26 protein-coding genes are annotated in these 23,159 nt (G+C 68.8%); 15 read left to right on the top strand and 11 right to left on the bottom strand.

The window, feature by feature from the left end; translation table 11 throughout:
- Positions 1-71 precede the first annotated feature (71 nt).
- The 3 genes from ACQQ2N_RS06340 (at position 72) to ACQQ2N_RS06330 (ending at position 1,865) form a co-directional block, all read left to right on the top strand.
- A complete protein-coding gene (locus ACQQ2N_RS06340; protein ID WP_440224854.1) occupies positions 72-641 on the top strand; it encodes a hypothetical protein in 570 nt (189 codons plus the stop codon).
- 99 nt (positions 642-740) lie between these two features.
- Positions 741-1,118 carry a VOC family protein gene (locus tag ACQQ2N_RS06335; protein ID WP_440224853.1) on the top strand — a complete coding sequence of 126 codons (378 nt, stop codon included), beginning with the start codon at positions 741-743 and terminating at the stop codon, positions 1,116-1,118.
- Positions 1,119-1,172: 54 nt separating this feature from the next.
- A complete protein-coding gene (locus ACQQ2N_RS06330) occupies positions 1,173-1,865 on the top strand; it encodes a helix-turn-helix transcriptional regulator (protein WP_440224852.1) in 693 nt (230 codons plus the stop codon).
- A gap of 4 nt (positions 1,866-1,869) precedes the next feature.
- On the opposite strand, the gene ACQQ2N_RS06325 is transcribed toward ACQQ2N_RS06330, so the two are convergent.
- The 4 genes from ACQQ2N_RS06325 to ACQQ2N_RS06310 all read right to left on the bottom strand — a co-directional run bounded on the left by ACQQ2N_RS06325 (position 1,870) and on the right by ACQQ2N_RS06310 (position 4,123).
- Positions 1,870-2,496, bottom strand: coding sequence for an OmpW/AlkL family protein (locus tag ACQQ2N_RS06325; RefSeq protein WP_440224851.1), 627 nt, complete (start codon positions 2,494-2,496; stop codon positions 1,870-1,872).
- A gap of 281 nt (positions 2,497-2,777) precedes the next feature.
- Complete coding sequence (locus ACQQ2N_RS06320) at positions 2,778-3,083, bottom strand: hypothetical protein (protein ID WP_440224850.1); 306 nt, start codon at positions 3,081-3,083, stop codon at positions 2,778-2,780.
- 8 nt (positions 3,084-3,091) lie between these two features.
- A complete protein-coding gene (locus ACQQ2N_RS06315) occupies positions 3,092-3,358 on the bottom strand; it encodes a hypothetical protein (RefSeq protein WP_440224849.1) in 267 nt (88 codons plus the stop codon).
- Positions 3,359-3,484: 126 nt separating this feature from the next.
- Positions 3,485-4,123: a response regulator gene (locus ACQQ2N_RS06310; RefSeq protein WP_440224848.1), complete on the bottom strand. Its 639-nt coding sequence runs from the start codon at positions 4,121-4,123 to the stop codon at positions 3,485-3,487.
- Positions 4,124-4,310: 187 nt separating this feature from the next.
- Between ACQQ2N_RS06310 and ACQQ2N_RS06305 the strand changes: the two genes are divergently transcribed.
- On the top strand, positions 4,311-6,059 hold the full coding sequence (locus tag ACQQ2N_RS06305; RefSeq protein WP_440224847.1) for a DUF885 domain-containing protein: 1,749 nt from the start codon (positions 4,311-4,313) through the stop codon (positions 6,057-6,059).
- Positions 6,060-6,077: 18 nt separating this feature from the next.
- On the opposite strand, the gene ACQQ2N_RS06300 is transcribed toward ACQQ2N_RS06305, so the two are convergent.
- The 3 genes from ACQQ2N_RS06300 to phhA form a co-directional block, all read right to left on the bottom strand.
- Positions 6,078-6,512, bottom strand: a complete 435-nt coding sequence (locus tag ACQQ2N_RS06300) for a VOC family protein (protein ID WP_440224846.1) — start codon at positions 6,510-6,512, stop codon at positions 6,078-6,080.
- The gene (locus ACQQ2N_RS06295; RefSeq protein WP_440224845.1) at positions 6,509-7,219 is read right to left on the bottom strand and encodes a class I SAM-dependent methyltransferase; all 711 of its coding nucleotides are present in this window, start codon (positions 7,217-7,219) and stop codon (positions 6,509-6,511) included. Before ACQQ2N_RS06295 ends, ACQQ2N_RS06300 begins: the two co-directional genes overlap by 4 nt.
- Positions 7,220-7,297: 78 nt before the next feature.
- The gene (gene phhA / locus ACQQ2N_RS06290; RefSeq protein ID WP_440224844.1) at positions 7,298-8,188 is read right to left on the bottom strand and encodes a phenylalanine 4-monooxygenase; all 891 of its coding nucleotides are present in this window, start codon (positions 8,186-8,188) and stop codon (positions 7,298-7,300) included.
- A 122-nt stretch (positions 8,189-8,310) separates the two neighbouring features.
- Between phhA and ACQQ2N_RS06285 the strand changes: the two genes are divergently transcribed.
- The 3 genes from ACQQ2N_RS06285 (at position 8,311) to ACQQ2N_RS06275 (ending at position 11,195) form a co-directional block, all read left to right on the top strand.
- Positions 8,311-8,796 carry an Lrp/AsnC family transcriptional regulator gene (locus ACQQ2N_RS06285; protein ID WP_440224843.1) on the top strand — a complete coding sequence of 162 codons (486 nt, stop codon included), beginning with the start codon at positions 8,311-8,313 and terminating at the stop codon, positions 8,794-8,796.
- Between the two features lie 42 nt (positions 8,797-8,838).
- Entirely contained in the window at positions 8,839-9,618 is a 780-nt protein-coding gene (locus ACQQ2N_RS06280; RefSeq protein WP_440224842.1) for a rhomboid family intramembrane serine protease, read from the top strand.
- Between the two features lie 371 nt (positions 9,619-9,989).
- Positions 9,990-11,195 (top strand): GGDEF domain-containing protein, encoded by a 1,206-nt coding sequence (locus ACQQ2N_RS06275; RefSeq protein WP_440224841.1) that lies wholly within the window; start codon positions 9,990-9,992, stop codon positions 11,193-11,195.
- Positions 11,196-11,782: 587 nt separating this feature from the next.
- Here ACQQ2N_RS06275 and ACQQ2N_RS06270 read toward each other — a convergent pair.
- Positions 11,783-12,739, bottom strand: coding sequence for a TerC family protein (locus ACQQ2N_RS06270; protein ID WP_440224840.1), 957 nt, complete (start codon positions 12,737-12,739; stop codon positions 11,783-11,785).
- A 331-nt stretch (positions 12,740-13,070) separates the two neighbouring features.
- Between ACQQ2N_RS06270 and ACQQ2N_RS06265 the strand changes: the two genes are divergently transcribed.
- Positions 13,071-14,249: a class I SAM-dependent rRNA methyltransferase gene (locus ACQQ2N_RS06265; protein ID WP_440224839.1), complete on the top strand. Its 1,179-nt coding sequence runs from the start codon at positions 13,071-13,073 to the stop codon at positions 14,247-14,249.
- A gap of 24 nt (positions 14,250-14,273) precedes the next feature.
- Here the strand turns inward: ACQQ2N_RS06265 and ACQQ2N_RS06260 are convergent, their stop codons facing one another.
- On the bottom strand, positions 14,274-14,774 hold the full coding sequence (locus ACQQ2N_RS06260) for a PDZ domain-containing protein (protein ID WP_440224838.1): 501 nt from the start codon (positions 14,772-14,774) through the stop codon (positions 14,274-14,276).
- Positions 14,719-16,179 carry an aspartyl protease family protein gene (locus ACQQ2N_RS06255; RefSeq protein WP_440224837.1) on the bottom strand — a complete coding sequence of 487 codons (1,461 nt, stop codon included), beginning with the start codon at positions 16,177-16,179 and terminating at the stop codon, positions 14,719-14,721. Before ACQQ2N_RS06255 ends, ACQQ2N_RS06260 begins: the two co-directional genes overlap by 56 nt.
- An 81-nt stretch (positions 16,180-16,260) precedes the next feature.
- On the opposite strand from ACQQ2N_RS06255, the gene ACQQ2N_RS06250 reads away from it, so the two are divergent.
- From ACQQ2N_RS06250 to ACQQ2N_RS06225, 6 genes are all read left to right on the top strand, one after another.
- Positions 16,261-16,902: a helix-turn-helix domain-containing protein gene (locus ACQQ2N_RS06250; RefSeq protein ID WP_440224836.1), complete on the top strand. Its 642-nt coding sequence runs from the start codon at positions 16,261-16,263 to the stop codon at positions 16,900-16,902.
- A gap of 56 nt (positions 16,903-16,958) precedes the next feature.
- Positions 16,959-17,573 carry a GTP cyclohydrolase I FolE gene (gene folE, locus ACQQ2N_RS06245; RefSeq protein ID WP_440224835.1) on the top strand — a complete coding sequence of 205 codons (615 nt, stop codon included), beginning with the start codon at positions 16,959-16,961 and terminating at the stop codon, positions 17,571-17,573.
- Positions 17,574-17,783: 210 nt separating this feature from the next.
- Positions 17,784-18,008, top strand: coding sequence for a DUF4287 domain-containing protein (locus ACQQ2N_RS06240; RefSeq protein WP_440224834.1), 225 nt, complete (start codon positions 17,784-17,786; stop codon positions 18,006-18,008).
- Positions 18,009-18,841: 833 nt separating this feature from the next.
- Entirely contained in the window at positions 18,842-19,999 is a 1,158-nt protein-coding gene (locus tag ACQQ2N_RS06235) for a diguanylate cyclase (RefSeq protein WP_440224832.1), read from the top strand.
- Positions 20,000-20,083: 84 nt separating this feature from the next.
- Positions 20,084-21,406, top strand: coding sequence for a TCR/Tet family MFS transporter (locus ACQQ2N_RS06230; protein ID WP_440224831.1), 1,323 nt, complete (start codon positions 20,084-20,086; stop codon positions 21,404-21,406).
- Positions 21,403-22,008, top strand: a complete 606-nt coding sequence (locus ACQQ2N_RS06225) for a DUF938 domain-containing protein (protein ID WP_440224830.1) — start codon at positions 21,403-21,405, stop codon at positions 22,006-22,008. Before ACQQ2N_RS06230 ends, ACQQ2N_RS06225 begins: the two co-directional genes overlap by 4 nt.
- Before the next feature lie 73 nt (positions 22,009-22,081).
- On the opposite strand, the gene ACQQ2N_RS06220 is transcribed toward ACQQ2N_RS06225, so the two are convergent.
- The gene (locus ACQQ2N_RS06220; protein WP_440224829.1) at positions 22,082-22,309 is read right to left on the bottom strand and encodes a phage integrase N-terminal SAM-like domain-containing protein; all 228 of its coding nucleotides are present in this window, start codon (positions 22,307-22,309) and stop codon (positions 22,082-22,084) included.
- Positions 22,310-22,515: 206 nt separating this feature from the next.
- Between ACQQ2N_RS06220 and ACQQ2N_RS06215 the strand changes: the two genes are divergently transcribed.
- Positions 22,516-23,157 carry an AbiU2 domain-containing protein gene (locus ACQQ2N_RS06215; RefSeq protein ID WP_440224828.1) on the top strand — a complete coding sequence of 214 codons (642 nt, stop codon included), beginning with the start codon at positions 22,516-22,518 and terminating at the stop codon, positions 23,155-23,157.
- Positions 23,158-23,159 lie beyond the last annotated feature (2 nt).

The raw sequence follows: 23,159 nt of genomic DNA, 5'->3' as shown, positions 1-23,159 counted from the left end.
GTCGTGCGTCGACGTCGGGGGGTCGGCTTGCGGCATGATGGTGTGCGACAGGAATATCGGGAGCCGCATGCATGAGCGTCACGGGAATCATCGTCGCGGGCGTGCTGATGCTGTCTGCCGAGCCCGAAGCGCATCGCGACTTTGATGCAATCATGTCCTTTCTGAAATCGAGAGATGCCTGCATCGAAGCCCTCGAGGCCGATCTCGGCAGGAGACCGCTGGCTCATGACGAATCCGCGAGCATCGAAAAATTCGTATCGGCGGTGTTCGATGCGCTCCCGGCCGCGATGCAGCGCGCCTTTGCGGAGGCGGCGTCCGCGGCCGGCGATGGCCTGAAACCGCGTGACGAGCGTGCAGATGACAGGCGGGCCAGGTTGCTCGCACTTCGTGCCCGTGTCCGGGATGCTTTCGCCGCGCAGTTGCATCCCGCGCTCGACGGCTGCGGGGACATCGCCCTGGAGTTCGTTCCCAACCTCGTCTATCGGCGCCACGTCATGAACTCCCCGTCGGTCACCCGTCGGTTGGAGGCTGCGGGACTGCATGATCAAGACGCGATGCAACGCGCGCTCCTTCTCGCCCTGCTCGCCCAGGCGAGCGGCGAGACGTGGCAGCTGACCTGGTTCGTGCCGGGCGACGAGTAGCTTCAGGTCGAAGTGGGTGACCCTGCTGCCACCATGCTGGCAGCAGCCCCGGCGCAGGATGCCCCGGTGCGGATCGCGCACGTGCCCGGAGTGTCCCCGATGCTGGATCCCAACGTTCCCGCGAGCTGGTTCGAGATCTCGACCAGCGACCTCGATCGCGCGCAGCGCTTCTACGAGGCCGTGCTCGGCACGACGCTCGCGCGCAACCGCGTCGGCGCGACCGAGCTCGCGATGTTCCCGTTCGGCGGCCGGCCCGGCACCGGCGGCGCGCTGATCCGCCAGGAGGACAGCGAGCCGTCCGTGCAGGGCTGCGTCGTCTACCTCAATGTCGACGATCTCGACGCGGTCCTCACGCGTGCCCTCGCGCACGGTGCCGACGTGTTCGTGCCGCGCACCGAGCTGCCGGGCGGGCGTGGCGTCTACGCGCAGTTCCTCGACAGCGAAGGCAACCGTGTCGGCCTGTGGTCCGCACGCTGAGGCACCGCGTCGCGGTGGCTGGCGCGCGTCGCGGCTCGCGGTGATCATGCACCGATGCGCCGCGCCGACCGCCTGTTCCTGCTCGTCCACGCCTTGCGCGGCCGCCGTACCGCGTTGCCGGCCCGTCGCCTCGCCGACACCCTCGAGGTGTCCCTGCGGACGGTCTACCGCGACGTCGTCGACCTGCAGCGTTCCGGTGTCCCGATCGAGGGCGAGGCCGGCGTCGGCTACGTGCTGCGCAAGGGCGCCGATGTCCCTCCGCTGATGTTCAACGCCGAGGAACTCGAGGCTCTCGTCGTAGGCACGCGCTTCGTGCGCGCGTTCGCGGGCAAGCGGCTCGCCGCCGGTGCGCAGGCGGCGATGCTCAAGATCGAGGCCGTGCTGCCGGCCGAGCGCCGCGAGCGTGCGCAGCGCTCGCGCATCTACGCACCGGGCGGCTGGGAGACCTGGAACGGCGTCATCGACGAGCTGCACGAGGCGATCGAACGTCGCCTCGTGCTGCGCCTGGACTATGCCGACGCGGAAGGCCGCACGAGCGCGCGCGAGGTCGAGCCGCTGTGCCTCGCGTTCTGGGGCGGCTGCTGGACGCTCGGTACGTGGTGCCGCCTGCGCGGCGGCTTCCGCAGCTTCCGGCCCGACCGCGTGCGCACGTTCGCGACCACCGGCGAGGCGTTCGAGGCCGTGCCGGGGCGCGGCCTCGAGGACTACCTGCGCGCGGCCGGCGTCGAAGCCGACGCGATCGACTGACGCCTCAGAAGCGGTAGGCGAACGCGACGCCGTAGACCAGCGGATCGATCGCGACCGTGCCGACGCGTGCGCCGTCGACCTTCACCTTGGTATCGATGTCGGCCCAGCGCGCGTCGACGATGATCGAGGCGCGCGCCGAGGTGCGGAACTCGAGGCCGGCGTGCGCGGCGAGGCCCCACGAGTCGGAGAGGTCGACGTCCGTGCTGGCGAGCGGGCCTTTCTCGTCGATCGAGAAGAAGCGCGTGTAATTGATGCCTGCGCCGACGAACGGATCGACCCTGCCGGCCGGATTGAAGTGCCACTGCAGCGACACGGTCGGCGGCAGCTGCTTGACCGACACGGCCCTGGCGCCGTTGAGGCGCACCTCGTGCGCGAACGGCAGCGCACCGAGTACCTCGAGGCCGAGGTGGGGCGTGAAGAAGTATTCGAGCGCGATCGTCGGACGCCAGCTGCTGTCGACGTCGCTCTTCAGTGCGCCGCCTGCGAGCGAGCCGTTGTCGGACGTCGGATCGACGACGTGCGCGCCGAGCTTGAGCTGCCAGTCGCCGGCATCGGCGGCCTGCGCGAGTGGCGCGGCGAGTGCGAGCCATGCGGCGAGGAGCGGGGTACGGCGGAGCGTGGAAGCGTTCATGCGCGGTCACCATCGGGAGGAAAGGCAGGGCGCCATCCTCGACGCGGCCCTCGAGCCCGCGGTTGATCCTGGTCAAGCGCACCGGCGCTGCGTCATCGCGCCGCAAGCGTCGAGATTTCTCCCTTCTCCCTCCGTGAGAAGAGCCTGCCCCGTACCCCGATACGGGGTGGCCCGAAGGGCCGGATGAGGGTCCGGGATCGCGACGAGCTTCGGACGTTGTTGCACCACCGCACCCTCTCCCCAACCCCTCTCCCGGAGGGAGAGGGGCTCGAACACCTGCCTCAGCCGTCGAAGCCGCTGCGGAAGATCCATTCCTCCTGGATCACGAGCTGCGTCGTGTACTCGAACGTGGTCGGACCGCTCTGGCGCGACAGCGGCTTCATGCCGCCGATGCGCCAGCGTTGCGCGGCGAGCTGCGGCACCGTGAGGTTGCCGATGTCGGGACAGGTGAACACGGTCGCGTTGGTCGGCGGCGCGCTCGAGCTGCTCCATGGCGTGTAGCAGATCGCGGCACGGCCCGCGTGGGCGACGCCGGGCACGGCGAGCGCCGCGGCGAGCGCGAGGCCGACGGGAATGAGCCTGGCCATGGCGCGGCCTACTTCTGGATGACGAGCTGGCCCGCGGACTGGCTCGCGTTGACCATGATCGGCACGAGCTGACCGATCTGCCAGCCTTCGGCGGCGAGCTGCGGGATCGTCTTGTCGCCCGCGGTCGGGCAGCGGAACACGGTCGCGTTGGTCGGCGGCGGCGGGCTCGAGAACGCGTCCTGCGGATCGCTGTAGCAGATGTCGGCCTGTCCGGCGTGGGCTGCGAACGGGGCGAGCGCGCAGGCGAGCGCGACGGCGAGCGGGGTGGTTTTCATCGTGGACCTCGGTGGATCAGGGGAGGGATCGTCCCGTCGAAGGGACGCCACGATGCTGGCTGCGCGCCGTCGCCTGCCGCAATGCCGCGACGGTAACGGTTCGTCCACGCGTGCCCGCAGGCTCGATCAGATCACGCGCAGCGTGATCGCCTTGAGCACGGCGCGCGTGCGGTCGCGCGTGCCGAGCTTGTCGAGGATGTCGGACACGTAGTTCTTGACCGTGCCCTCGGCGAGGAACAGCGAGCGCGCGATCTCCTTGTTCGAGAGCCCGCCCGCGAGCAGGCGCAGGATCGCGACCTCGCGCGCACCGAAGGTGTCGCTCGGTGCGCTCGCGTCGCGATACGCATAGCGCGCACGCACGGCGTCGGTGGCCACCGGCGCGAGCAGGGTCTCGCCGGCGGCGACGCGGCGCACGGCCTCGTGCAGGTCCTCGGGCGAGGCGTCCTTGAGCAGGAAGCCCTGCGCGCCGGCCTCGGCGGCCTGCAGCGGCAGCGCGTCCTCGTCGAAGGTGGTCAGCAGCACGACGGGCGTGGCATCGCCACGCTCGCGCAGCGCACGCACGAGGGCGAGCCCGTCCATGCCCGGCATGCGGATGTCGGACAGGATCACGTCGACCGGCGTCGCCACGAGGGCGTCGAGCAGTTCGCTGCCGTCGGCCGCCTCGAGCACGATTTCGAGCCCCTTGTCGGCACCGAGCAGGGCCGCGAGGCCGCGTCGCACGAGGGCCTGGTCGTCGGCGAGGGCGAGGCGCAGCGGCGCGGTCATCGTGTCGGCCTGCGTGCGCGGGGATGCGGAGCGGAGATAGGCATGGCCGCAGCTTGCGTCGCCGCGCCGGCGTGCTCAAGGGGCTGCAGCGAAGTCGTGACTTCCGGCACCACGTGGCACACGGAGTCTCGGCGAACGGGGGTGTTCGATGCGATGATCGCGCGTCATCGAGTCGACGGGGTCCCCCATGAACATCCGTATCGCCGCGTTCCTGCTCGCGGCCTCGGGCCTGTGCGCCGGTTTCGTGCATGCCCAGGAAGGCGGCGGCACCGCCGACGAGCGCTTCAAGGCGATCTACGAGAAGGAATGGGCCTGGCGCAAGACGCAGTTCCCGTCGGTCGACGAGGATCGCGACAACTCCGCCGGTGCGACCTCACTGCCGCGCATCGACCGCGAGACCCAGCTCGAGCGCCTCAAGGTCTGGGACGCGACGCTGCGCGAGCTCGACGCGCTGCCGCAGGCCGAACTCTCGGCCGCCGAACGCATCAACTTCGCGATCTACCGCCCGCAGCTCGCCGACCTCGCCGCCGACATCCGCTTCGGCGGCTACGAGATGCCGTTCAACAGCGACTCGTCGTTCTGGTCGAACCTCGGCTTCATGACGCGCCGCCCGCTGCGCACGGTCGACGATGCCGAGAGCTATATCGCACGCCTCGCCGACATCCCGCGCTACTTCGACGACCAGATCGCCAACATGCGCGCCGGCCTCAAGCGCGGCTTCAGCGTGCCGCAGGCCGTGCTGCCGGGGCGCGACGCCTCGATCGCCGCGGTCGCCACGCTCGAGGATCCGACCGCGAGCGAGTTCTACAAGCCGCTGAAGAACCTGCCCGCGTCGATCGACGCCGAGGATCAGGAACGCCTGCGCGAACGCGCCGCCGAGGTGCTGCGCGACGAGGTGATCCCGGCCTACGCGAACCTGCTCGCGTTCTTCCGCGACGAGTACATGAAGAAGGCGCGCAAGACGCTCGCCGCCGAGTCGATGCCGAACGGCAAGGCGTTCTACCGCCAGCAGATCCGCGAGTTCACGACGCTCGACCTCACGCCCGACGCGATCCACAGGATCGGCCTCGCCGAGGTCGCGCGCATCCACGCGCAGATGCTCGAGACGATGACGCGCGCGGGCTTCGAGGGCACGTTCCCGGAGTTCCTCGCGTTCCTGCGCCGTGACCCGCAGTTCTACGCCAAGACGCCCGAAGAGCTGCTCATGCGTGCGGCGTGGATCGCCAAACGCGTCGACGCCAAGCTCGCGCGCTACTTCGGCCTCATGCCGCGCGCGCGCTTCGCGATCGAGCCGGTGCCGGCCGACATCGCGCCGTACTGGACCGCCGGCCGCGGCGGCCCGACCACGTACTGGCTCAACACCTACGACCTGCCGTCGCGTCCGCTCTACAACCTGCCCGCGCTGACCCTGCACGAGTCGGCGCCCGGCCACTCGTTCCAGCTCTCGCTCGCCGACGAGCAGACCGGCCAGCCCGCGTTCCGCCGCCAGAGCTACATCTCGGCCTACGGCGAAGGCTGGGGCCTCTACGTCGAGAAGCTCGGCCAGGAGATGGGCATCTACCAGACGCCGTACGAGGAGTTCGGCCGCCTCACCTACGAGATGTGGCGCGCCTGCCGCCTCGTCATCGACACGGGCGTGCACAGCAAGGGCTGGACGCGCGACAAGGCGCTGGCCTACCTGCGCGACCACACCGCGCTCAGCGAGCACGAGGTCACGACCGAAGTCGACCGCTACATCTCGTGGCCGGGCCAGGCGCTCAGCTACAAGCTCGGCGAGATCCGCATCGTCGAGCTGCGCGCCGAGGCCGAGCGCGAACTCGGCGCGAAGTTCGACATCCGCGCGTTCCACGATGCCGTGCTCGCGCAGGGGTCGGTGCCGCTGCCCGTGCTCGAGACGCAGGTGCGCGAGTTCATCGCCGAGAACAAGGTGCGCTGAGGCGAGGACGCCGGCGCGTCAGGCCGGCGGATCGAGCAGCGCGCAGGTCGCGATCGCGTCGTAGCCGCGGCCGAGGAACTCGATGAGGCAGAAGCCGTGCCCGAACGGGTCGGCATAGGTCGCGATGCGGCCCCACTCGGCCGTGCGCATGCGGCCTTCGAGGCGCGCACCGGCCGACGCAGCGCGTGCCATCGCGGCAGGCAGGTCGTCGACGACGAAATCCAGATGCACGGGCGTCCAGTGGCGCTGGTAGTCGCGCCGGCCCGGCACGCCGTCGCCCGGCGTCGACGCGGCGCGCTTGCACAGCAGGTAGATCGCCGAGGTCGCGCCGAGCAGCTCGACGCCGCCATCACCGAAACGGCGCCCGACGCGCAGGTCGAGTGCGCGCGTGTAGAACGCCTCGGCGCGTGCGAGGTCGGGCACGTCGATGTTGGCGAGCAGGCCCAGCGTCATCGCGTCGTCGGGCCGATGCTCGTGAACGTGTCGCCCTCGAAGGACGGCGTGCCGCTCTGGCACGGCCGCGGCCGCGGATGCGCGCCCTTCTCGAAGATCACGATGCTGTCGTAGTAGTGGATCGAGCGCGTGCGCTGCGTGAACTCGTTCGGCACGAAGCTGTTCGGATCCCGCGAATGCCAGCCGTTGAGCTGGTCGACGAGCTGCTTGGAGAACTCGATGAAGCTGTACGGGTTGCGGAAACCGCCGCCGTAGTCCTGCCAGTAGCTCGTGTGCACGTCCTCGACGAGCACGACGCCGTCGTCGGCAACCGCCGGGAACAGGCCCTGCAGCGTGCGGATCTGCTGCGCCATCGTGTGGCCGCCGTCGTCGATGAGGATGTCGATGCGGCCGAGCTTCGCGGCGAGCTGCTGCAGGAACGCGGGATCGGCCTGGTCGCCGATCAGGATCTCGATGCCGGGCTCGGCCAGCTGCAGCGCGCGCGGGTTGATGTCGACGCCGACGATGCGCGCTTGGTCACCGAGGTAGTGCTTCCACATCTGCAGCGAGCCGCCGTGGAACACGCCGATCTCGACCAGCGTCACCGGCTTGCCGCGGAAGCGTGCAAGGTGGCGGTGGTAGGCGTCGAAGTAATGCTCCCACTTGTCGATCAGGCGACCGGGGTTGGCGTTGAAATAGGCGAGCAGCGGGTTCTCGGTGGCGTCCATGGTCCGTCGGGGCGTCGTCGGGGCCGCGCACGGTAGCGCAGCGTCACGCGCCGCGCGTGAAAATGTCGTCAGCGTCGGTCAGACGTCGCCGTCGCGCGACCAGCCTTCGCCGGTGCCGCGCTGGTACACATGATCGGTGTCGAGTACTTCGCCGGCCGGGATCGAGGCCTGCTCGGCGAGGCGTTCGTAGAGCGGCGCGAAGTCCGGGCGCGTCGCGTCCATGAGCTGCTCGAAGCTGTCGATGACGAAATACGTCTTCTGGTAGGTGTCGATGCGGTAGCGCGTGCGCATGATGCGCTCGAGGTCGAAGCCGATGCGGTTCGGCGCGGGCGATTCGAGGCAGTGGATCGACTCGCCCTTGGACGACACGATGCCCGAGCCGTAGATGCGCAGGCCGTCGTCCTCGCGGATCAGGCCGAATTCGACCGTGTACCAGTACAGGCGCGTGAGGTTGACGAGCGCCTCGGGGCTGATGCCGTGCGCCTTGACGCCGCCGCGGCCGTAGGCGGCCATGTAGTCGGCGAACACCGGATTGAGCAGCAGCGGCACATGGCCGAACAGGTCGTGGAACATGTCCGGCTCGGCGATGTAGTCGATCTGGTCCGGACGGCGGATCCACCACGTCACCGGGAAGCGCCGGTTGGCGAGGTGGTCGAAGAACGTGAGCTCCGGCAGCAGGCCTTCGACGCCGACGAGCTGCCAGCCGGTCGCCTTGCCGAGCACGGCGTTGAGGTCCTCGAAGCGCGGGATGAGCTCCGGCGCGAGGCCGAAGCGTTCCTGGTTGTCGAGGAACTCGCGGCTCGCGCGGCCCTTGAGGATCTCGCGCTGGCGCTTGAACAGCGTCGCCCAGGTCGCGTGGTCCTCGGCCGTGTACGTGTCCCAGGGCTGGTCGACGACGGCGGTCGTGTAGACCGGCACGTAGCCCTTGTCGGTCTGCTGGTGTTCGACGCGGCGCGGTTCGCTGGCCATGGCGGAGATCCGGTGGGAAGCGGCCATGCTAGCGCCGACGCCGCGCAACAAGCGTGCAAGCTTGGCGCGCTGGCGCGCTATGGCGCATGATTCGTGCGTTCAGTCCATGATTGATGCATGAAATGACTGTCGCGACGCCGCTCGACCGCATCGACCTGCGCATCCTCGCCCATCTGCAGGGCCAGGGCCGCGCCACCCATGCCGAGCTCGCCGCGGCGGTGAACCTGTCACCGTCGGCCTGCCTGCGCCGCGTGCAGCGGCTCGAGGCCGCGGGTGTCATCGCCGGCTACGCGGCGATCGTCGATCCGGCCGCGGTCGGCCTCGGCCTGCAGGCCTTCGTGCGCGTGCAGCTCGACAACCACGGCACGCCGGGCATCGAACGCTTCGTCGCGCGCGTGGCCGAATGGGACGAGGTGGTCGCCTGCCATGCACTGACCGGCGACATGGACTACCTGCTGCACGTGGTCGTGGTCGACCTCGGTCATTTCTCGCGCTTCCTGCTCGACCATTTGCTCGACGCGGCCGGTGTCGCCGACGTCAACTCGAGCTTCGTGCTGCGCACGGTCAAGCAGACACGCGCGCTGCCGCTCGCCCACGCCGCGCGCTGAGCGCGGGCTTGCGCGCGCCACGCCTGCCCCCAAGTCCCGGCGATGGACATCGCACCGCCCACTCCCGACCCGACCCAGGCTGCGGTCAAGCTCGACCGCTACCGCATCCGCTACGCGTTCTTCGGCGCGGCCGCCCTCGTCGCCGGCATCTGGCTGGTCTGGCTCGGCGGCCATCTGCTCGGTTGGCGCATGGACGACCTCGGCGTCGTGCCGCGCACGCTCGGCGGCCTCGTCGGCGTCGTCTTCGCGCCGCTCGCGCACGCCTCGTTCGAGCACCTGGTGTCCAACACGTTCCCGCTCGCCGTGCTCGCCACGCTGACGCTGTACGCCTACCCGCTCGCCTCGCGCGCCGCGATCCCGTGGATCTGGCTCGCCGCCGGGCTCGGCGTGTGGCTGCTCGCGCGCAGTTCCGTGCACGTCGGCATCAGCGGCATCACCCACGGGCTCATGTTCTTCCTGTTCCTGATGGGCCTGTTCCGGCGCGACCGCCTCGGCATCGTGATCTCGATGCTCGTGTTCTTCTTCTACGGCGGCATGCTGCTGACCGTGCTGCCACGCGAGCAGCACGTGTCGTTCGAGTACCACCTCGCCGGCGCGATCGCCGGCATGGTCGCCGCGATCGCGCTGTTCCGGCTCGATCCCAAACCGGCCCGCAAGCGCTACGACTGGGAAGACGAGGATCTCGAACCCGTGCCCGACGAGCAGTTCGAGATGCCGCGACCGCACGACGTGCCGGTGCTGTGGAACCGCCCGCAGCAGCCCCCCGGTGCCGTCGTCATCACGTTCCCGCGCCGCGAGCCGCCGACGCCGCCCGCGGACTGAGGCGGCGGGTCGCCTTCCTTGCCCGAAGCCCTCCCCGCAACGGCGGACGGGCCCGGAGCGAATACCAGGGCGCGGGTTCCGAGGGTCGCCGCGATCCACGTGGTCAATGGCTCGAACGGCCGTCCCGGGAATGGGGCCGGGATGGGGGTCAGCTTCAAGAATGGGGTCAGGTTCATTTGTCGGTGGGTGGGCGCAGGGATCCCGCTCCGCTCAGGACAAATGAACCTGACCCCATTCCGCATTCCGCTCGCGCCGCCCGGCTGCGCCCCGCCTCGCAAGCACATTTCGCCGAGTACCTGACGTGACCCGCGTCGCATCAACCGAGGCCGGTCCGTGATCATGGCGCGGGACTTGCTTGGGACTCTCCACCCATGCACCTCGACATCCCCACCGCCATGAGTCTCGCCGCGACGCTGGCCCTGCTGGTCGGGCTCGGCGTTGCCTACGCGGCGCGTGGTTACCCGGCCGAAGTCGCCGGTCCCGTGCGCGCATGGGTCCACGGCCTGCTGCTGCAGCCGTTGCCGTACGTGTTGTTCGCCTTGCGTGGCGAGATCCACGACCTTTTCTCGATCGTCTTCGCGAACGCCCTGCTCGTGGCCACGTTCGCGTTCCAGATGCATGCGCTGCGCCTGTTCAACGGCCGTCCCGCACGCGTGCCGCTGTTCGCCGGCCTCGTCGTGGCCACCCTGGTCGGCGAGGCGCTGCTGACGTGGTTCTGGCCGAGCCTGGCGCTGCGCATCGTGCTCGTCTCGCTCGTGATCATCCTGCTGGTCGGCTTCGGCCTGTCGGCGCTGCGACGCCGCCACGGCGTGCGCACGCGTGCCGAACAGCTGCTCGGCGGCATCTTCGTGGTCGGCGCCGGCCTGCTCGCGGCGCGCGTCGTCGTGCAGCCCGCCGCGGTCGGTTTCGACGGTGCACCGGCGGCCACGCTGCAAGGCATCGTGTTCACCTACGCCGCGCTGATGCCGGTCGTGGCGACCTCGGCCTTCATGCTCATGGTCGGCGACCGCCTCGCCCGCGACGTGACCCGGCTGGCCACGCGCGACCCGCTGACCGGTGTCTACAATCGCCACACGTTGGCGGAACTGGCCAATCGTGCGTACGTGGACGCGGTCCGCCGGGGCCGCCCGCTGTCGATCGTCAGTCTCGACATCGACCACTTCAAGCGCATCAACGACGAGTTCGGCCACGAGGCCGGCGACGCGGCCCTGTGCCGCTTCGCAGGCATCGTCGCCGAGAACCTGCGCGGCGACGACATCCTCGCGCGCATGGGCGGCGAGGAGTTCGTCGCCCTGCTGCCCGATACCGACGAAGCCGCCGCGCGCACCCTGGCCGAGATGCTGCGCCAGCGCATCGCCGATTCGGGTTTCGAGATCAGCGGATGGCCCGTGCCGTTGCGCGCCTCGATCGGCGTCGGCACGCTCGACGCGAGCGCCCCGGGCGTCGGCGACCTGTTGCGCGCCACCGACGTCGCCCTGCACACCGCCAAGCGCGCCGGCCGCAACCGCGTCGTCGCCGCCTCCCAACTCGATTCGCACGCCTGCGAGATGCCCGCCGCGCTTGCGGCGATGTCGTGAGTAGGTGATCGGGACACGGCGGCGGACCCGCCGCTCGCTCGAGGTCCGCCGCAAGCTGGGGTCAGGTTCATTTGCCCCGATGCGCAGCAGAGTCACGAGGCATTCGTCAGGCAAATGAACCTGACCCCGGGCCTGTCCGACCCGAGCCCTGGCCGTGCCGTGCCGTCCCGTGAAGTGAGCTTCGTCGCCTCGGCGCAGGCCGGGGCCCAGTGCCTTCGTGTCGGGCATGGCTGGCGTCAGGACGAGCTGCTGAAGAAGCAGGTTTGCTGCTCGCGATGCCTCGCGGAACTTAAAGTCACCGTCATCCCGGCGAAAGCCGGGATCCCCTCAAGCGTCAGATTGTTTGCGCTGGCTCAAGTTTGCAGCGCACCCGAATGGTGTCGAGACGCTCTCCCTTACAACCGTCGCTGAATGTCGGGCTATGCCCAAGGGGATCCCGGCTTTCGCCGGGATGACGGTGACTCGAATGGGTCGGTCATTCCTCCAGGTCGTCGCCGTCCATATCGACGCAAGACATGAGGTGCAGACGGTCGTCCCTTCGTCGCGTCGCAAACACGCCGGCCCAAACCGGCGCACCTGCGCGATCCTCAATGCGCCTCGTCACGCGGCTTGATGAGGCGGCTCGCCACGAGCGAGGCGCCGATCATGAGCGCGACCATGCCCAGCGAGATGCCGATCGGGATCTTGTAGACGTCGATGATGAGCATCTTGATGCCGATGAACACGAGCACCGCGGCGAGGCCGTAGTTGAGCAGGTGGAAGCGCTCGGCCATGCCGGCGAGCAGGAAGAACAGCGCGCGCAGGCCGAGCACCGCGAACACGTTCGAGGTCAGCACGATGAACGGGTCGGTCGTGATCGCGAAGATCGCCGGGATCGAGTCGACCGCGAAGATCACGTCGGTCACCGCGATCAGGCCCATGACCACGAAAAGCGGCGTGAAGTGGCGCACGCCGTCCTTGATGATGCTCAGGCGCGTGCCGTGGTACTCGTTGGTCAGGCGCAGGTGCCCGCGCATCCAGCGCATGAGCGGGTTGCCCTCGAAGTCGGCCTCGTCGTTGGGCGACTTGACCATCTTGATGCCCGTGTACACGAGGAACGCGCCGAAGATGTAGAGGATCCAGTGGAAGCGCGCGATCAGTGCGGCACCGACGAGGATCAGAAGGGCGCGCAGCGCGATCGCGCCGAGGATGCCGACCATCAGCGCGCGCTGCTGCAGTTCCGCGTCGACCTTGAACCGCGTGAAGATCAGCAGGAACACGAAGATGTTGTCGATCGCGAGCGCCTTCTCGACCACGTAGCCGGTCAGGAACTCGAGTGCGACGTCGTTGGCGACCTCGCGGCCCTGGTGGCCGTCGAGCCACCACCACAGGCCGAGGTTGAACAGCAGCGCGAGGATCACCCACGCGATGCTCCACAGCGCGGCTTCCTTGAACGACACCTTGTGTGCGCCGCTCGCGCGCAGGACCACGAAATCCACGATCAGGGCGACCACGACCACGAGGCCGAACGCCACCCAGAGACCACCCGAACCGATCGTTTGCATTGGCTGCTCCGGAAAACGAAAAACCCCGCGGGGCCGATGGGGCGCGCGGGGCTCGGGGTCGGATTCCGGGCACAGCTTCGCCGTCATGCGGCGAAGGTCTTGCCCGCGGAGCGCGGCCGGGGAGGACCGCGTTCCACCTGCCGTACCGGGACCGGCGGGGCGGTCCGTGATGACGATAAGGCAGCGGGAGGGCTACTCCCCTTCGAAACTCGCGGCGACTCTAGCCCAAGGCGTGACCGATGTCATGGTCCCTGCGTCGATCCGTTCACGCCCCGGCAGGGCTCGCCCGTGCCAGGCCGGGGCCGCCGGGGCATCGCGTATCATGCCGCCGATGAATGCCCATGACTCCCTGCCGCTCGTGCGGCTCAAGATCGAACGCCGCTCGAACCACCCCTGGATCTTCCAGAAGATGGTCGAGAAACCCGAGCCGCGGCCCAAGCCCGGCAGCATCGTCGAGATCGTCGACCGCGACGGCACCTTCGCCGGCCGCGGCTTCTACAACGGCCATTCGCGCATCGCCCTGCGCGTGCTCAGCGCCGATCCGGACGAGGCCGTCGACGAGGCGTTCTTCGCCCGCCGCATCGCCGACGCGGTCGCGCTGCGCCGCGACCTGCTGCGCCTGGACGAGGTCACCGACGCCTACCGCGTCGTGCATTCCGAGGGCGACGGCCTGTCCGGCCTCGTCGTCGACCGCTTCGCCGAGACGCTCGTGATCGAATACTTCTCGGCCGGCATGTTCCGCCAGCGCGACGTGATCAAGCGCTGCCTGCTCGAGCACTTCCCGGGCAGCGCGATCTACGCCTACGCCGAGGAGCACGTGCAGAAGCAGGAGAGCTTCGACTGCGCGGTGCCGCCGATGCCCAAGCCCAGCGTCATCCACGAGCACGGCGTGCAGTTCCACGCCGCGCCCGGCACCAAGCACAAGACCGGCTTCTTCGCCGACCAGCGCGACAACCGCAAGGCGCTCGCCGCGTTCTGCGACGGCAAGCGCGTGCTCGACCTGTGCTGCAACTCGGGCGGCTTCGCGATCTACGCCAAGACCGTCGGCAACGCGGAAGAAGTCGTCGGCGTGGATCTCGACGAGGAGATCCTCGAGGTCGCGGCCAAGAACGCCTGGCTCAACAAGGTCAAGGTGAAGTTCGTCCAGGCCGACATCTTCCACTGGCTGCGCGACTACGCGAACAACCGCGCCGAGAAGTTCGACGTGGTCATTCTCGACCCGGCCAAGATGACGCGCGACCGCGAGCAGGTCATCCCCGCGCTCAAGAAGTACCTCGACATGAACAAGCTCGCGATGTCGGCCGTGAAACCCGGCGGCATCCTGCTGACCTGCTCGTGCACGGGCCTCGTCAGCGAGGAGCAGTTCCTCGACATGCTGCGCCGCGCCGCGTTCTACGCGGGCCGCACCGTGCAGGTGCTCAAGGTCAGCGGCGCCGGCGCGGATCATCCGTGGCAGGCCCACGTGCCCGAGTCGCGCTACCTCAAGGCGGTGTTCTGCCGCGTCGACTGAGGTTTCGGTCGTCGCCCTGCGCGATCAGCGCGCGGGCTTCTTCGCGGCCCTGGCCGGGATGCGATCGGCCAGTACGAGCTCGCGCATCGTGACGGCGCCCGCACGCACAACCTCGATCTTCAGTCGCGTGCCGGCCGGCGTCTCGCGCAGCAAGGTGCGCCACGCATCGAGCGTGCGTGGCGCGATCTTCTCGCCGTCGATCGACAGGATGCGATCGTCGACACGCAGGCCGGCCTTCGCGCCGGCGCTGTGTGCGGTCACGTCGGCGATGCGCAGCGCGTCGCCTTCGCCGAGCAGGAACAGGCCGCTGCGGTCGTAGGCATCGGCCTGGCCGAACAGTGCGTTCGGCGCGAAATGCACGGTGCGCTTCGCGTAGTCGAACGCGAGCGTGAAGCGCTTGAACACGCCGCCGCCGAGGTTGCCCGAGATGTCGGGCGTCGCGAACGCGCCCTTGTCGCCCGTGTAGAGGTCACCCGCGATGCCGCCGATCGCGAGGTCGCCGAGCACGAGCGTGCCGAAGCGCACCGGCAGCCCGCGCGACGGCCCGCCGACACCCCAAGCCCATGATGCCTTCGTCGCGCGCCGCGTAGCGTTTCACGAGCCCGTGCTCGCGCACGAACGGCGAGTGCAGGCTCAGCGACACGCGCGAACCCGTGTCGAGGCTGAAGCGCCCCGGGACGTCATCGAGCGTGCCCTGCACGATCGGGATGCGCTCGTTGAACACGAACGGCACGGCATGTGCGTTCGCGGGTGGCACGAAGCGTTCGGGCTCGGCGAGTTCGAGCGTGCGCGCGGCGTAGTCGATCGTCACGCCGAAGCGCCGGAACAGTTCGTAGCCGACGAGGCCGTCGAACGTCACGCCCTCGACGGCCTCTAGATCGCCGAGCGACATGATCACGAAACTGGGTGTCTCGAGCACCGCGTCGCCGAGGCGCAACTCCTTCGCGCGTGCGAATGCGACATCGACGACCTCTTCGCCGACACCGCGTCCCGCGATGCGGCCTTCGCCCTCGAGGCCGAAGCGCTTCGCAGCCTCGGGCGTCAGCAGGTTCGCGCCGCCCGTGTCGACGAGGAAGCGCGCGGGCTTGCCGTCGATCGCGCCGTCCGCGTAGATGTGGTGGTTGACGAGATCGAAGCGCACGCGCGTGATGCCGCCGTCGGCCACGATGCGCGCGGTCGGCGCCATCTGGGGCATCGCGAACGCAGTGTCGTCGAGCGTCGCATCGACTTCGACCGTCGCGTAGTGCACCTCGGTGCGTGCACGCGGTTCGGCGCGGCCCTGCGCATCGAGCGTGTCGCCGACGACATGGAACGGCACGCGCACGCCGGACGCCTCGCGGTAGTCGGCCAGCGTCGTCACCGAAGTGCCGGCGCCATCGCGCTCCTCGACGCGCACGAGCAGGTGAGTGGCCGCATCGAACCACAGCGTCAGCGGGTCGCCGCCTTGCGGGGTCGCCACGACGACGTCGTGCGCGCGGCCTTCACGCTCACGCCGCACGGGCTCGGTCAGCGTCGCCTCGGCGATGCGCTGCGCGTACCAGTAGCCGCGCGCGCCGAGCCAGGCCTGGCTGCGCGCGCGCTGCTTCGCGTCAACGGCATCGAGCTTCTCGACCTCGCCGCCCGGATCCTGCGACCACGCATGGGCGCCGTCAAAACCGTTCGCGCCCGTGATCGGGCCGAGCGTGTAGCGGTCCGCCGAGCGTCCCGTGCGAAGGTCCTGCAGCGACGTGACTTCGCCGTCGAGGCCGCCCGCCTGCAGTGTGCCGATGCTGCGCAACGTCGTGACCGTGTCCCAGCGCTCGCCGCCGCTCGCGGCCTTGAAGCGCGCGAACACCTCGGCCGCGTCGGCCGCATGGGCGCCGGTCGCAGCCAGCACGGCGAGCGCAGTAATGCACCACGTCGCGAGGCGGATCAGGGAGGAAAGGGCCATCCACGGCCTCCGGTCGAGGGTTGCGGCACGGCCGCGTTGATTGAATAATCATTGAAATTTTCAAACAAGGCAACGTGACCGATGGCACGCCGCACGCGCACGCATCTCGAGGATCCCGCCGAGATCGGTCTGCTCGCCTCGCCGACGCGCATCGAGATCGTCGATACGCTCGAGGCGACCGGTGGTGTAGCCCTCAGCGTCGCCGAGCTCGCGCAACGCCTTGGTCGCGCCGCCGACGGCCTCTATTACCACCTGCGCCAGCTCGCCGATGGCGGCCTCGTCGAGGAACACGACACCCCCGACGGCCGCCGCTACCGCAGCCGCGTGCGTGCGGGCGAACGCCTGTCGTTGCGCTACAGGCCCGGCGCAACCGCGAACGCCGAAGCCGTCGCGCGGGTTGCCGCGAGCGCACTGCGCGGGGCCGAGCGCGATTTCCGCCGCGCGCTGGCCGATCCCGCGACCGTCGTCGAAGGTCCGCACCGCGAACTGTGGGCTGCACGCGGGAAAGGTTGGGTGAACCGCGACGACCTCGCCGAGATCAACACGCTGCTCGTCCGCCTCATGGACCTTCTGCAGCAGCCGCGTGGCGAGGACGACGACGGCCGCTTCGTCGCGCTGGCCTGGGTGCTCGCGCCGCTCGAAGGCCAGCCGGCGCGCCGTGCCTCAGCGGAGAAGCCCGCGCGACGTGCACCGTCGATGAAGCGCCCGCCGCGCGCGCGCTGAGGCCGGCCGCGCGCGCCTGCTAAACTGCGCGACCCTCACGAGCGTCCGCGATCACCATGGCCAAGCGCGCCAAGAAGTCCCCCGCCCTCGTCCCGGTCGATCGCGCGCAGGCCGAGGAGGCCGTACGCACGCTGCTGCGCTGGGCCGGCGAGGATCCCTCGCGCGAAGGCCTGCTCGACACGCCAAAGCGCGTCGTCGACGCCTACGGCGACTGGTTCGCAGGCTACGCGAACGACCCGGCCGACTACCTGCGCCGCACCTTCGAGGAAGTCGCCGGCTACGACGAAATGATCGTCCTGCGCGACATCGAGTTCGAGTCGTACTGCGAGCACCACATGGCGCCGATCATCGGCCGTGCGCACATCGGCTACCTGCCCACCGACAAGGTCGTCGGCATCAGCAAGCTCGCCCGCGTCGTCGACGGCTTCGCGCGCCGCTTCCAGGTGCAGGAGAAGCTCACAGCACAGATCGCCCACTGCATCGAGGACGTGCTCAAGCCCCGCGGCGTCGGCGTCGTCATCGACGCCGTGCACCAGTGCATGACCACCCGCGGCGTGCACAAGCGCGGCGTCTCGATGATCACCAGCCAGATGCTCGGCGATTTCCGCGAAGACGCCCGCACCCGCGCCGAATTCCTGCGTTTCATCGACATCGACTCGCTGCGCCGCTGAGCTGCAGATGGTGCGCCGCGCGTCGCGGTGCATCCACGGAACGGCCGCTCGCGTCGCTCGTGTAGGGCGGAACCGCCGCAGGCGATTCCGCCGCGCCTGTCGCCTCCGCCTCGCCTTCATCACGGCCATGGCCTACGGAATCCACGACGCGCATGTCGGCCAGCGGATCGCCCCGTGCGAAGCTGGGCCGTCCCCACGATCGGAGCACCCATGGCCACCAAGCCGGCAGCGAAAGACACGGTCAAAGGCCCCGCCTCCTACTTCCCCTCCATCGAGGCGAAGTACGGCAAGCCGGTCGCCCACTGGTTCGGCGTGATCGACGGCATGAAAGATCTCAAGCACATGGAACAGGTCGCGCGGCTCAAATCCGACCACGGCCTCGGGCACGGCCATGCGAACGCGCTCGTGGCCTATCACCGTGCCCGATCGGCCTGACCCGTTTCAAACGTAGGGCGGAACCGCCGCAGGCGATTCCGCCGTGACGGGCAACATCGCAGGCAGGGGAAGCGTTGCCGCATCAGCCTTCGATGACGAAGGCCGGTATGCCGACTCGTTCTCGCGACAACACGGCACTGCGCGCGTTGGCTCCCTTCTCCCTCCGGGAGAAGGTGGCCCGCAGGGCCGGATGAGGGTCCGGGATCGCGACGATGATCCGACGTGGTCACGATCCCGCACCCTCTCCCCAACCCCTCTCCCGGAGGGAGAGGGACTCAAGCACAACACCACCGCGGAGGACGCGTCGAGCCATTGCAGTCGCGCACGCGCCGCCGCGACGATGTCGATCCGCTTGGATTCGTCGCCCCGGCGCAGGCCGGGGCCCAGCGCCTGCGTGATGACTGGCGTATGCCCCGATCCGCACGGGCCTGCTTCTCAGCCTTTGCATTCAAGTCATCGTTACATCGAAAGACACTGGGCCCCGGCCTTCGCCGGGGCGACGAGGTTTCTGTTCGCCGGCGCGATGTCGTCGGTGACGAAGCCACCCCGTCAGACGTAACCGTTCCGATACCGATCCGCACGACACGGTCGCCCTGATGCCGGGCGCAATTTCATCGCCAGCCGGGCTCATCACGCCGTAGAGCGCCGATCGTGGCTCGCCTGTCTGCTACCGGCGCTTGCGTCACCGTGAAGACGCATTGTGCACAGATGCACGAAGACGCATTCCCGGGAACCCTGAGGATGCCCACCCCTGACCAGCGGCCACCGATCGGCGACACATGGCGTGCGCACGCGATCCGGCCGGTCTAGACTGCCCGGCGGAGGTTCCAGGCATGCGGCCATCCGGCGTACCCGACGAGACAGTCACCGAGGCGGTGTATCCGCGCGCGGATCCCACCCGCGTGCCCAGCGAGCGCGACCATGCCGAGCTCGCGCGGCTGCCGCGCCGCGTGTATCGCCTGCGCATGCTAGGCATGGGTCTCGCCGGTGTCGCGATCGCCTCCGTGCTGCACGAGCTGTCGGCCCCGGTGTGGCAGTGGGTGCTGCTGTTCGGCACCGCCATCGCGTGGTCGCAGATCGCCTACCTCGTCGCCGCGCGGTCGCGCGATCCCTACACCGCGGAATGCCGCAACCTGCTGGTCGATTCGGCGCTCGCGGGGCTGTGGATCCCGCTCATGCACTTCAACCTGCTGCCGAGCCTGCTGCTCGCGACGCTGTCCACGGTCGACAAGATCGCCGTCGGCATCCCGCGCTTGTGGCTGTGGTCGAGTCTCGGCATGTTCATCGCGTGCGTGGTCGCCGGCGTGCTGACCGGTTTCGCGTGGCAGCCGTTCACGAGCATGCCGGTCATCGTGGCCTGCATGCCGATGCTCGTCGTGCACACGATCGCGGTGAGCCTCGTGAGCTACCGCCTCGTGCGCAAGGTGCGCCGCCAGAATCGCATGCTCGACGAGCTCAGCCGCACCGACGGCCTGACCGGCCTCGCCGCGCGCCGCGCCTGGCAGGACCACGCCGCCCAGGTGCTGCAGCAGCGCCATGCCGGCGCTGCCGCGGCCTCGCTGCTCATGCTCGACATCGACGGCTTCAAGACCATCAACGATTCGCGCGGCCACGCGCTCGGCGACGAGGTGATCCGCGCCGTCGCCACGGTGATCCGCGACCGCATCGGCAACGCCGCCGACGCGGGCCGCTACGGCGGCGACGAGTTCGGCATCGTGCTGCCCGGCGTGCGCTACCGCCAGGCCGTGCAGCTCGCCGAGCGCCTGCGTGCCGACGTCGAGGATGCCGTGCTGCCCGGCGCGGCCGAGCTGCGCGTGACGATCAGCATCGGTGTCGCCGAGGCGGTCGACGGCCATGCCGGCCTGCGCGACTGGATCGAGGCCGCCGACTCCGCGCTGTACCGCGCCAAGAGCGCCGGTCGCAACCGCGTCGCGGGCCCGGTCGTGATGCCGATCGACGCGATGCACCCGGTCCCGCGCCCGCGCGCCTGACCAGCCGCGTCAGCGCGTCCGCCGCGGTGGCGGGCGCAATCGTGTATCGTCCGCGGCGCTTCCGTTGCCCGTGATGCGCTCTTCATGACCGATGCCCCCACCGTCCCGGTGCGCCGCGCCGCGGTCGTCTTCATCTTCATCACGGTCGCGCTCGACATGCTGGCGTTCGGGATCATCATCCCGGTGTTCCCGCACCTCGTGCAGGCGATGACCGGTGGCGACATCGGCACCGCGGCCAAGTGGACCGGCATCATGGGCGCGCTGTTCGGGCTCATGCAGTTCGTGTTCTCGCCCGTGCAGGGCGCGCTGTCGGACCGCTTCGGGCGCCGCCCGGTCATCCTCGCCTCGAACTTCGCGCTCGGCGTCGACTTCGTCGTCATGGCACTCGCGCAGACCCTGCCGGTCCTGTTCATCGGCCGCATCGTCTCGGGCATCGCGAGCGCGAGCTTCTCCACCGCCAACGCCTACATCGCCGACGTCACGCCGAAGGAGAAGCGCGCCGCCGCGTTCGGCATGATGGGCGGCGCGTTCGGCATCGGCTTCGTGATCGGCCCCGCGCTCGGCGGCTTCCTCGGTGACGTCTCGGTGCGCCTGCCGTTCTGGGTCGCCGCGGGCCTCGCGCTCGCCAACTTCGCCTACGGCTGGTTCATCCTGCCCGAGTCGCTGCCGCGCGATCGTCGCAGCGAACGCTTCGAGCTGCGCAACGCCAACCCGCTCGGCGCGCTGCGCATGCTGCAGCGCCACCCGCAGGTGCTCGGCCTCGCGGTGGTGTTCTTCCTCGTCAGCCTCGCCCAGTTCTCGCTCAACTCGACCTTCGTGCTCTACGCTGACTACCGCTACGGCTGGGGCGCCAAGGAGGTCGGCTTCACGCTCGGCCTCGTCGGCATCTGCAGCGCGATCGTGCAGGCTGGCCTCGTGCGTCGCGTCGTGCCGATGTTCGGCGAGCGCCGCGTCATGCTCGCCGGCCTCGCGTTCGGCATCGCGGGCTTCTCGACGCTCGCGTTCGCGAGCGTGTGGCCGGTGTTCCTGCTCGGCATCCCGCTGCTTGCGCTGTCCGGCCTCGGCGGTCCGACCGCGCAGGCGATCGTCACCCAGCAGGTCGATCCGCGCGAGCAAGGCCGCCTGCAAGGTGCGATGACCAGCCTCGCGAGCCTCGCCACCGTGTTCGGCCCGTTCCTGTTCACGCAGGTGTTCGCGTACTTCATCGGCCCGCACACGGGCGTGCAGCTGCCGGGCGCCGCGTTCCTGCTCTCGGCGGTGCTCGTCGCGACCGGCCTCGCGATCGGCTGGCGCGCCACGGTCGGCCTGCGTCCGCTCGCCGCCACGCCCGTGCCGAGCGAACCGCCGTTGTCGGATGTCGCACCCGTGCCTCCGAACGAACCCGCACCCGGCGAGGCCACGCGATGAGACCGACCGACAAGCCGTTCGCCCCCGCGAGCGAACGCAACCGCGAACCGATCCTCGGCGTGCTGCGCGAAGCGTTCGCCGATCGCCGCCACGTGCTCGAGATCGGCAGCGGCACCGGCCAGCATGCCGTGCACTTCGCCGCCGCGATGCCGTGGCTCACCTGGCAGACCAGCGAACGCGACGAGAGCCTGCCCGGCCTGCGCCAATGGCTCGACGAAACCGCGCTGCCCAACACGCCCGCGCCGCTCGTGCTCGATGTCGGCAACGAGGACTGGCCGCAGGCCCGCCACGACGCTGTGTTCAGCGCCAACACGCTGCACATCATGGGCTGGCCCGAAGTCGAAGCCCTGTTCGCCCACCTGCCCGCCGTGACCACCGCCGACGCCGTGCTCGCCGTCTACGGCCCGTTCAATGTCGGCGGCACGTTCACGAGCGACAGCAATGCGGCGTTCGATGCCTCGCTGAAGCAGCGCGGCGCGCACATGGGACTGCGCGATCTCGAAGTCGTCGATGCGCTCGCGGCGCGTGCCGGCTTCATGCATGTCGCGACGCATGCGATGCCGGCGAACAATTTTTGTGTGGTGTGGAAGCGCCGGGATTGAGGTCGCGTCGTATCATCGCGCTTGTTCGAGCGGGCTGATCACGCCACGGCCGCCGCGGTTGAGCATTTTGCGTCTAGATCTGCGTGCTCGCCGCGACATTTCCTTCGACTGCCGGTGCGCTCAGGAATACCTCGACCTCGACACTCGCCATTTCCAGATGATGCCGGCGTTCGTTCGCGATGATGGCCCGGCGCATCCATCCCGAGTAGACCACCTCGGTCCGCAGACTGTGGCGCTTGAGCCGCATGCGACGTCGAACTTTGTCGAAGAGTCGGGTTTCGCCCGCTGCGTCAGCGGCCATAGGTATCACCGCGGACTCGTCGTGATAGCGCATATCACCCTGCCTTCGTCGGATAGCGCGACGACGTTCAGGTAGGCGGCGCCTCACGTCGAGATGACAAGAGCTTGATCGCGCGTAGGAAACCGGCTTGACGGACGCCGCGACCTACTGAACCATCGGTGCTATTCCCCGTATTCGGGCTCTACTTGCAGTTTGGGCGCACATCAATGGTCACTCGTTCCATGGATGAAGTCCGTAGCGAGTACATCTCCGTGATGGGACAAGAGCTTGGGGCCAGCTTCTATGAGCTGCACCGAAAGCTCGTGGAACTTCACGTTCTTTGGCAACAGTACCGCCATCTTTTTGGCCGCGACCCTGACACGGTCCACCTGCTTAATCGGACCTCTGGACTGTTCTTCAAAATCGTTCAAGACGAGCTGTGGGACAGTGTTCTATTGGGTGTCTCTCGGATGACCGACCCGCCAACCACAGGCAAGAAAAAGAATCTTACAATCCAGTCTCTCCCTCCGCTAATCACCGATACAGAGTTGCGGGGCGAGGTGCAGAATCTCTGTGACAAAGCATTGACTGCAGCGGATTTCGCCCGCGAGCATCGAAACAAGCGCATCGCTCATCAGGATCGCGACTACCTCAGCAATCGCAATTTTGTTCCTCTGAGCGGTATTAGCAGAACCTCAGTAGAGGAGATGCTCGCCGCATTAAGAGCCGTCATGAATCGCCTAGATCTGTATTTTAGAGACAGCGCCGTCATGTACGAGAAGTTCGTGGACGAGAGTGGAGCAAGGCTCTTAGTCCAAAAACTGAGAAAGCTGGAGCGACTTCAGGGTGCGGCCGCAAGCGCGAACTGACA

The sequence above is a fragment of the Dokdonella aquatica genome, from assembly GCF_051987395.1.
Lineage (GTDB): Bacteria > Pseudomonadota > Gammaproteobacteria > Xanthomonadales > Rhodanobacteraceae > Dokdonella.
The sequence above is the reverse complement of the archived record's forward strand: the minus strand, read 5'-3'. Positions and strand labels throughout refer to the sequence as shown.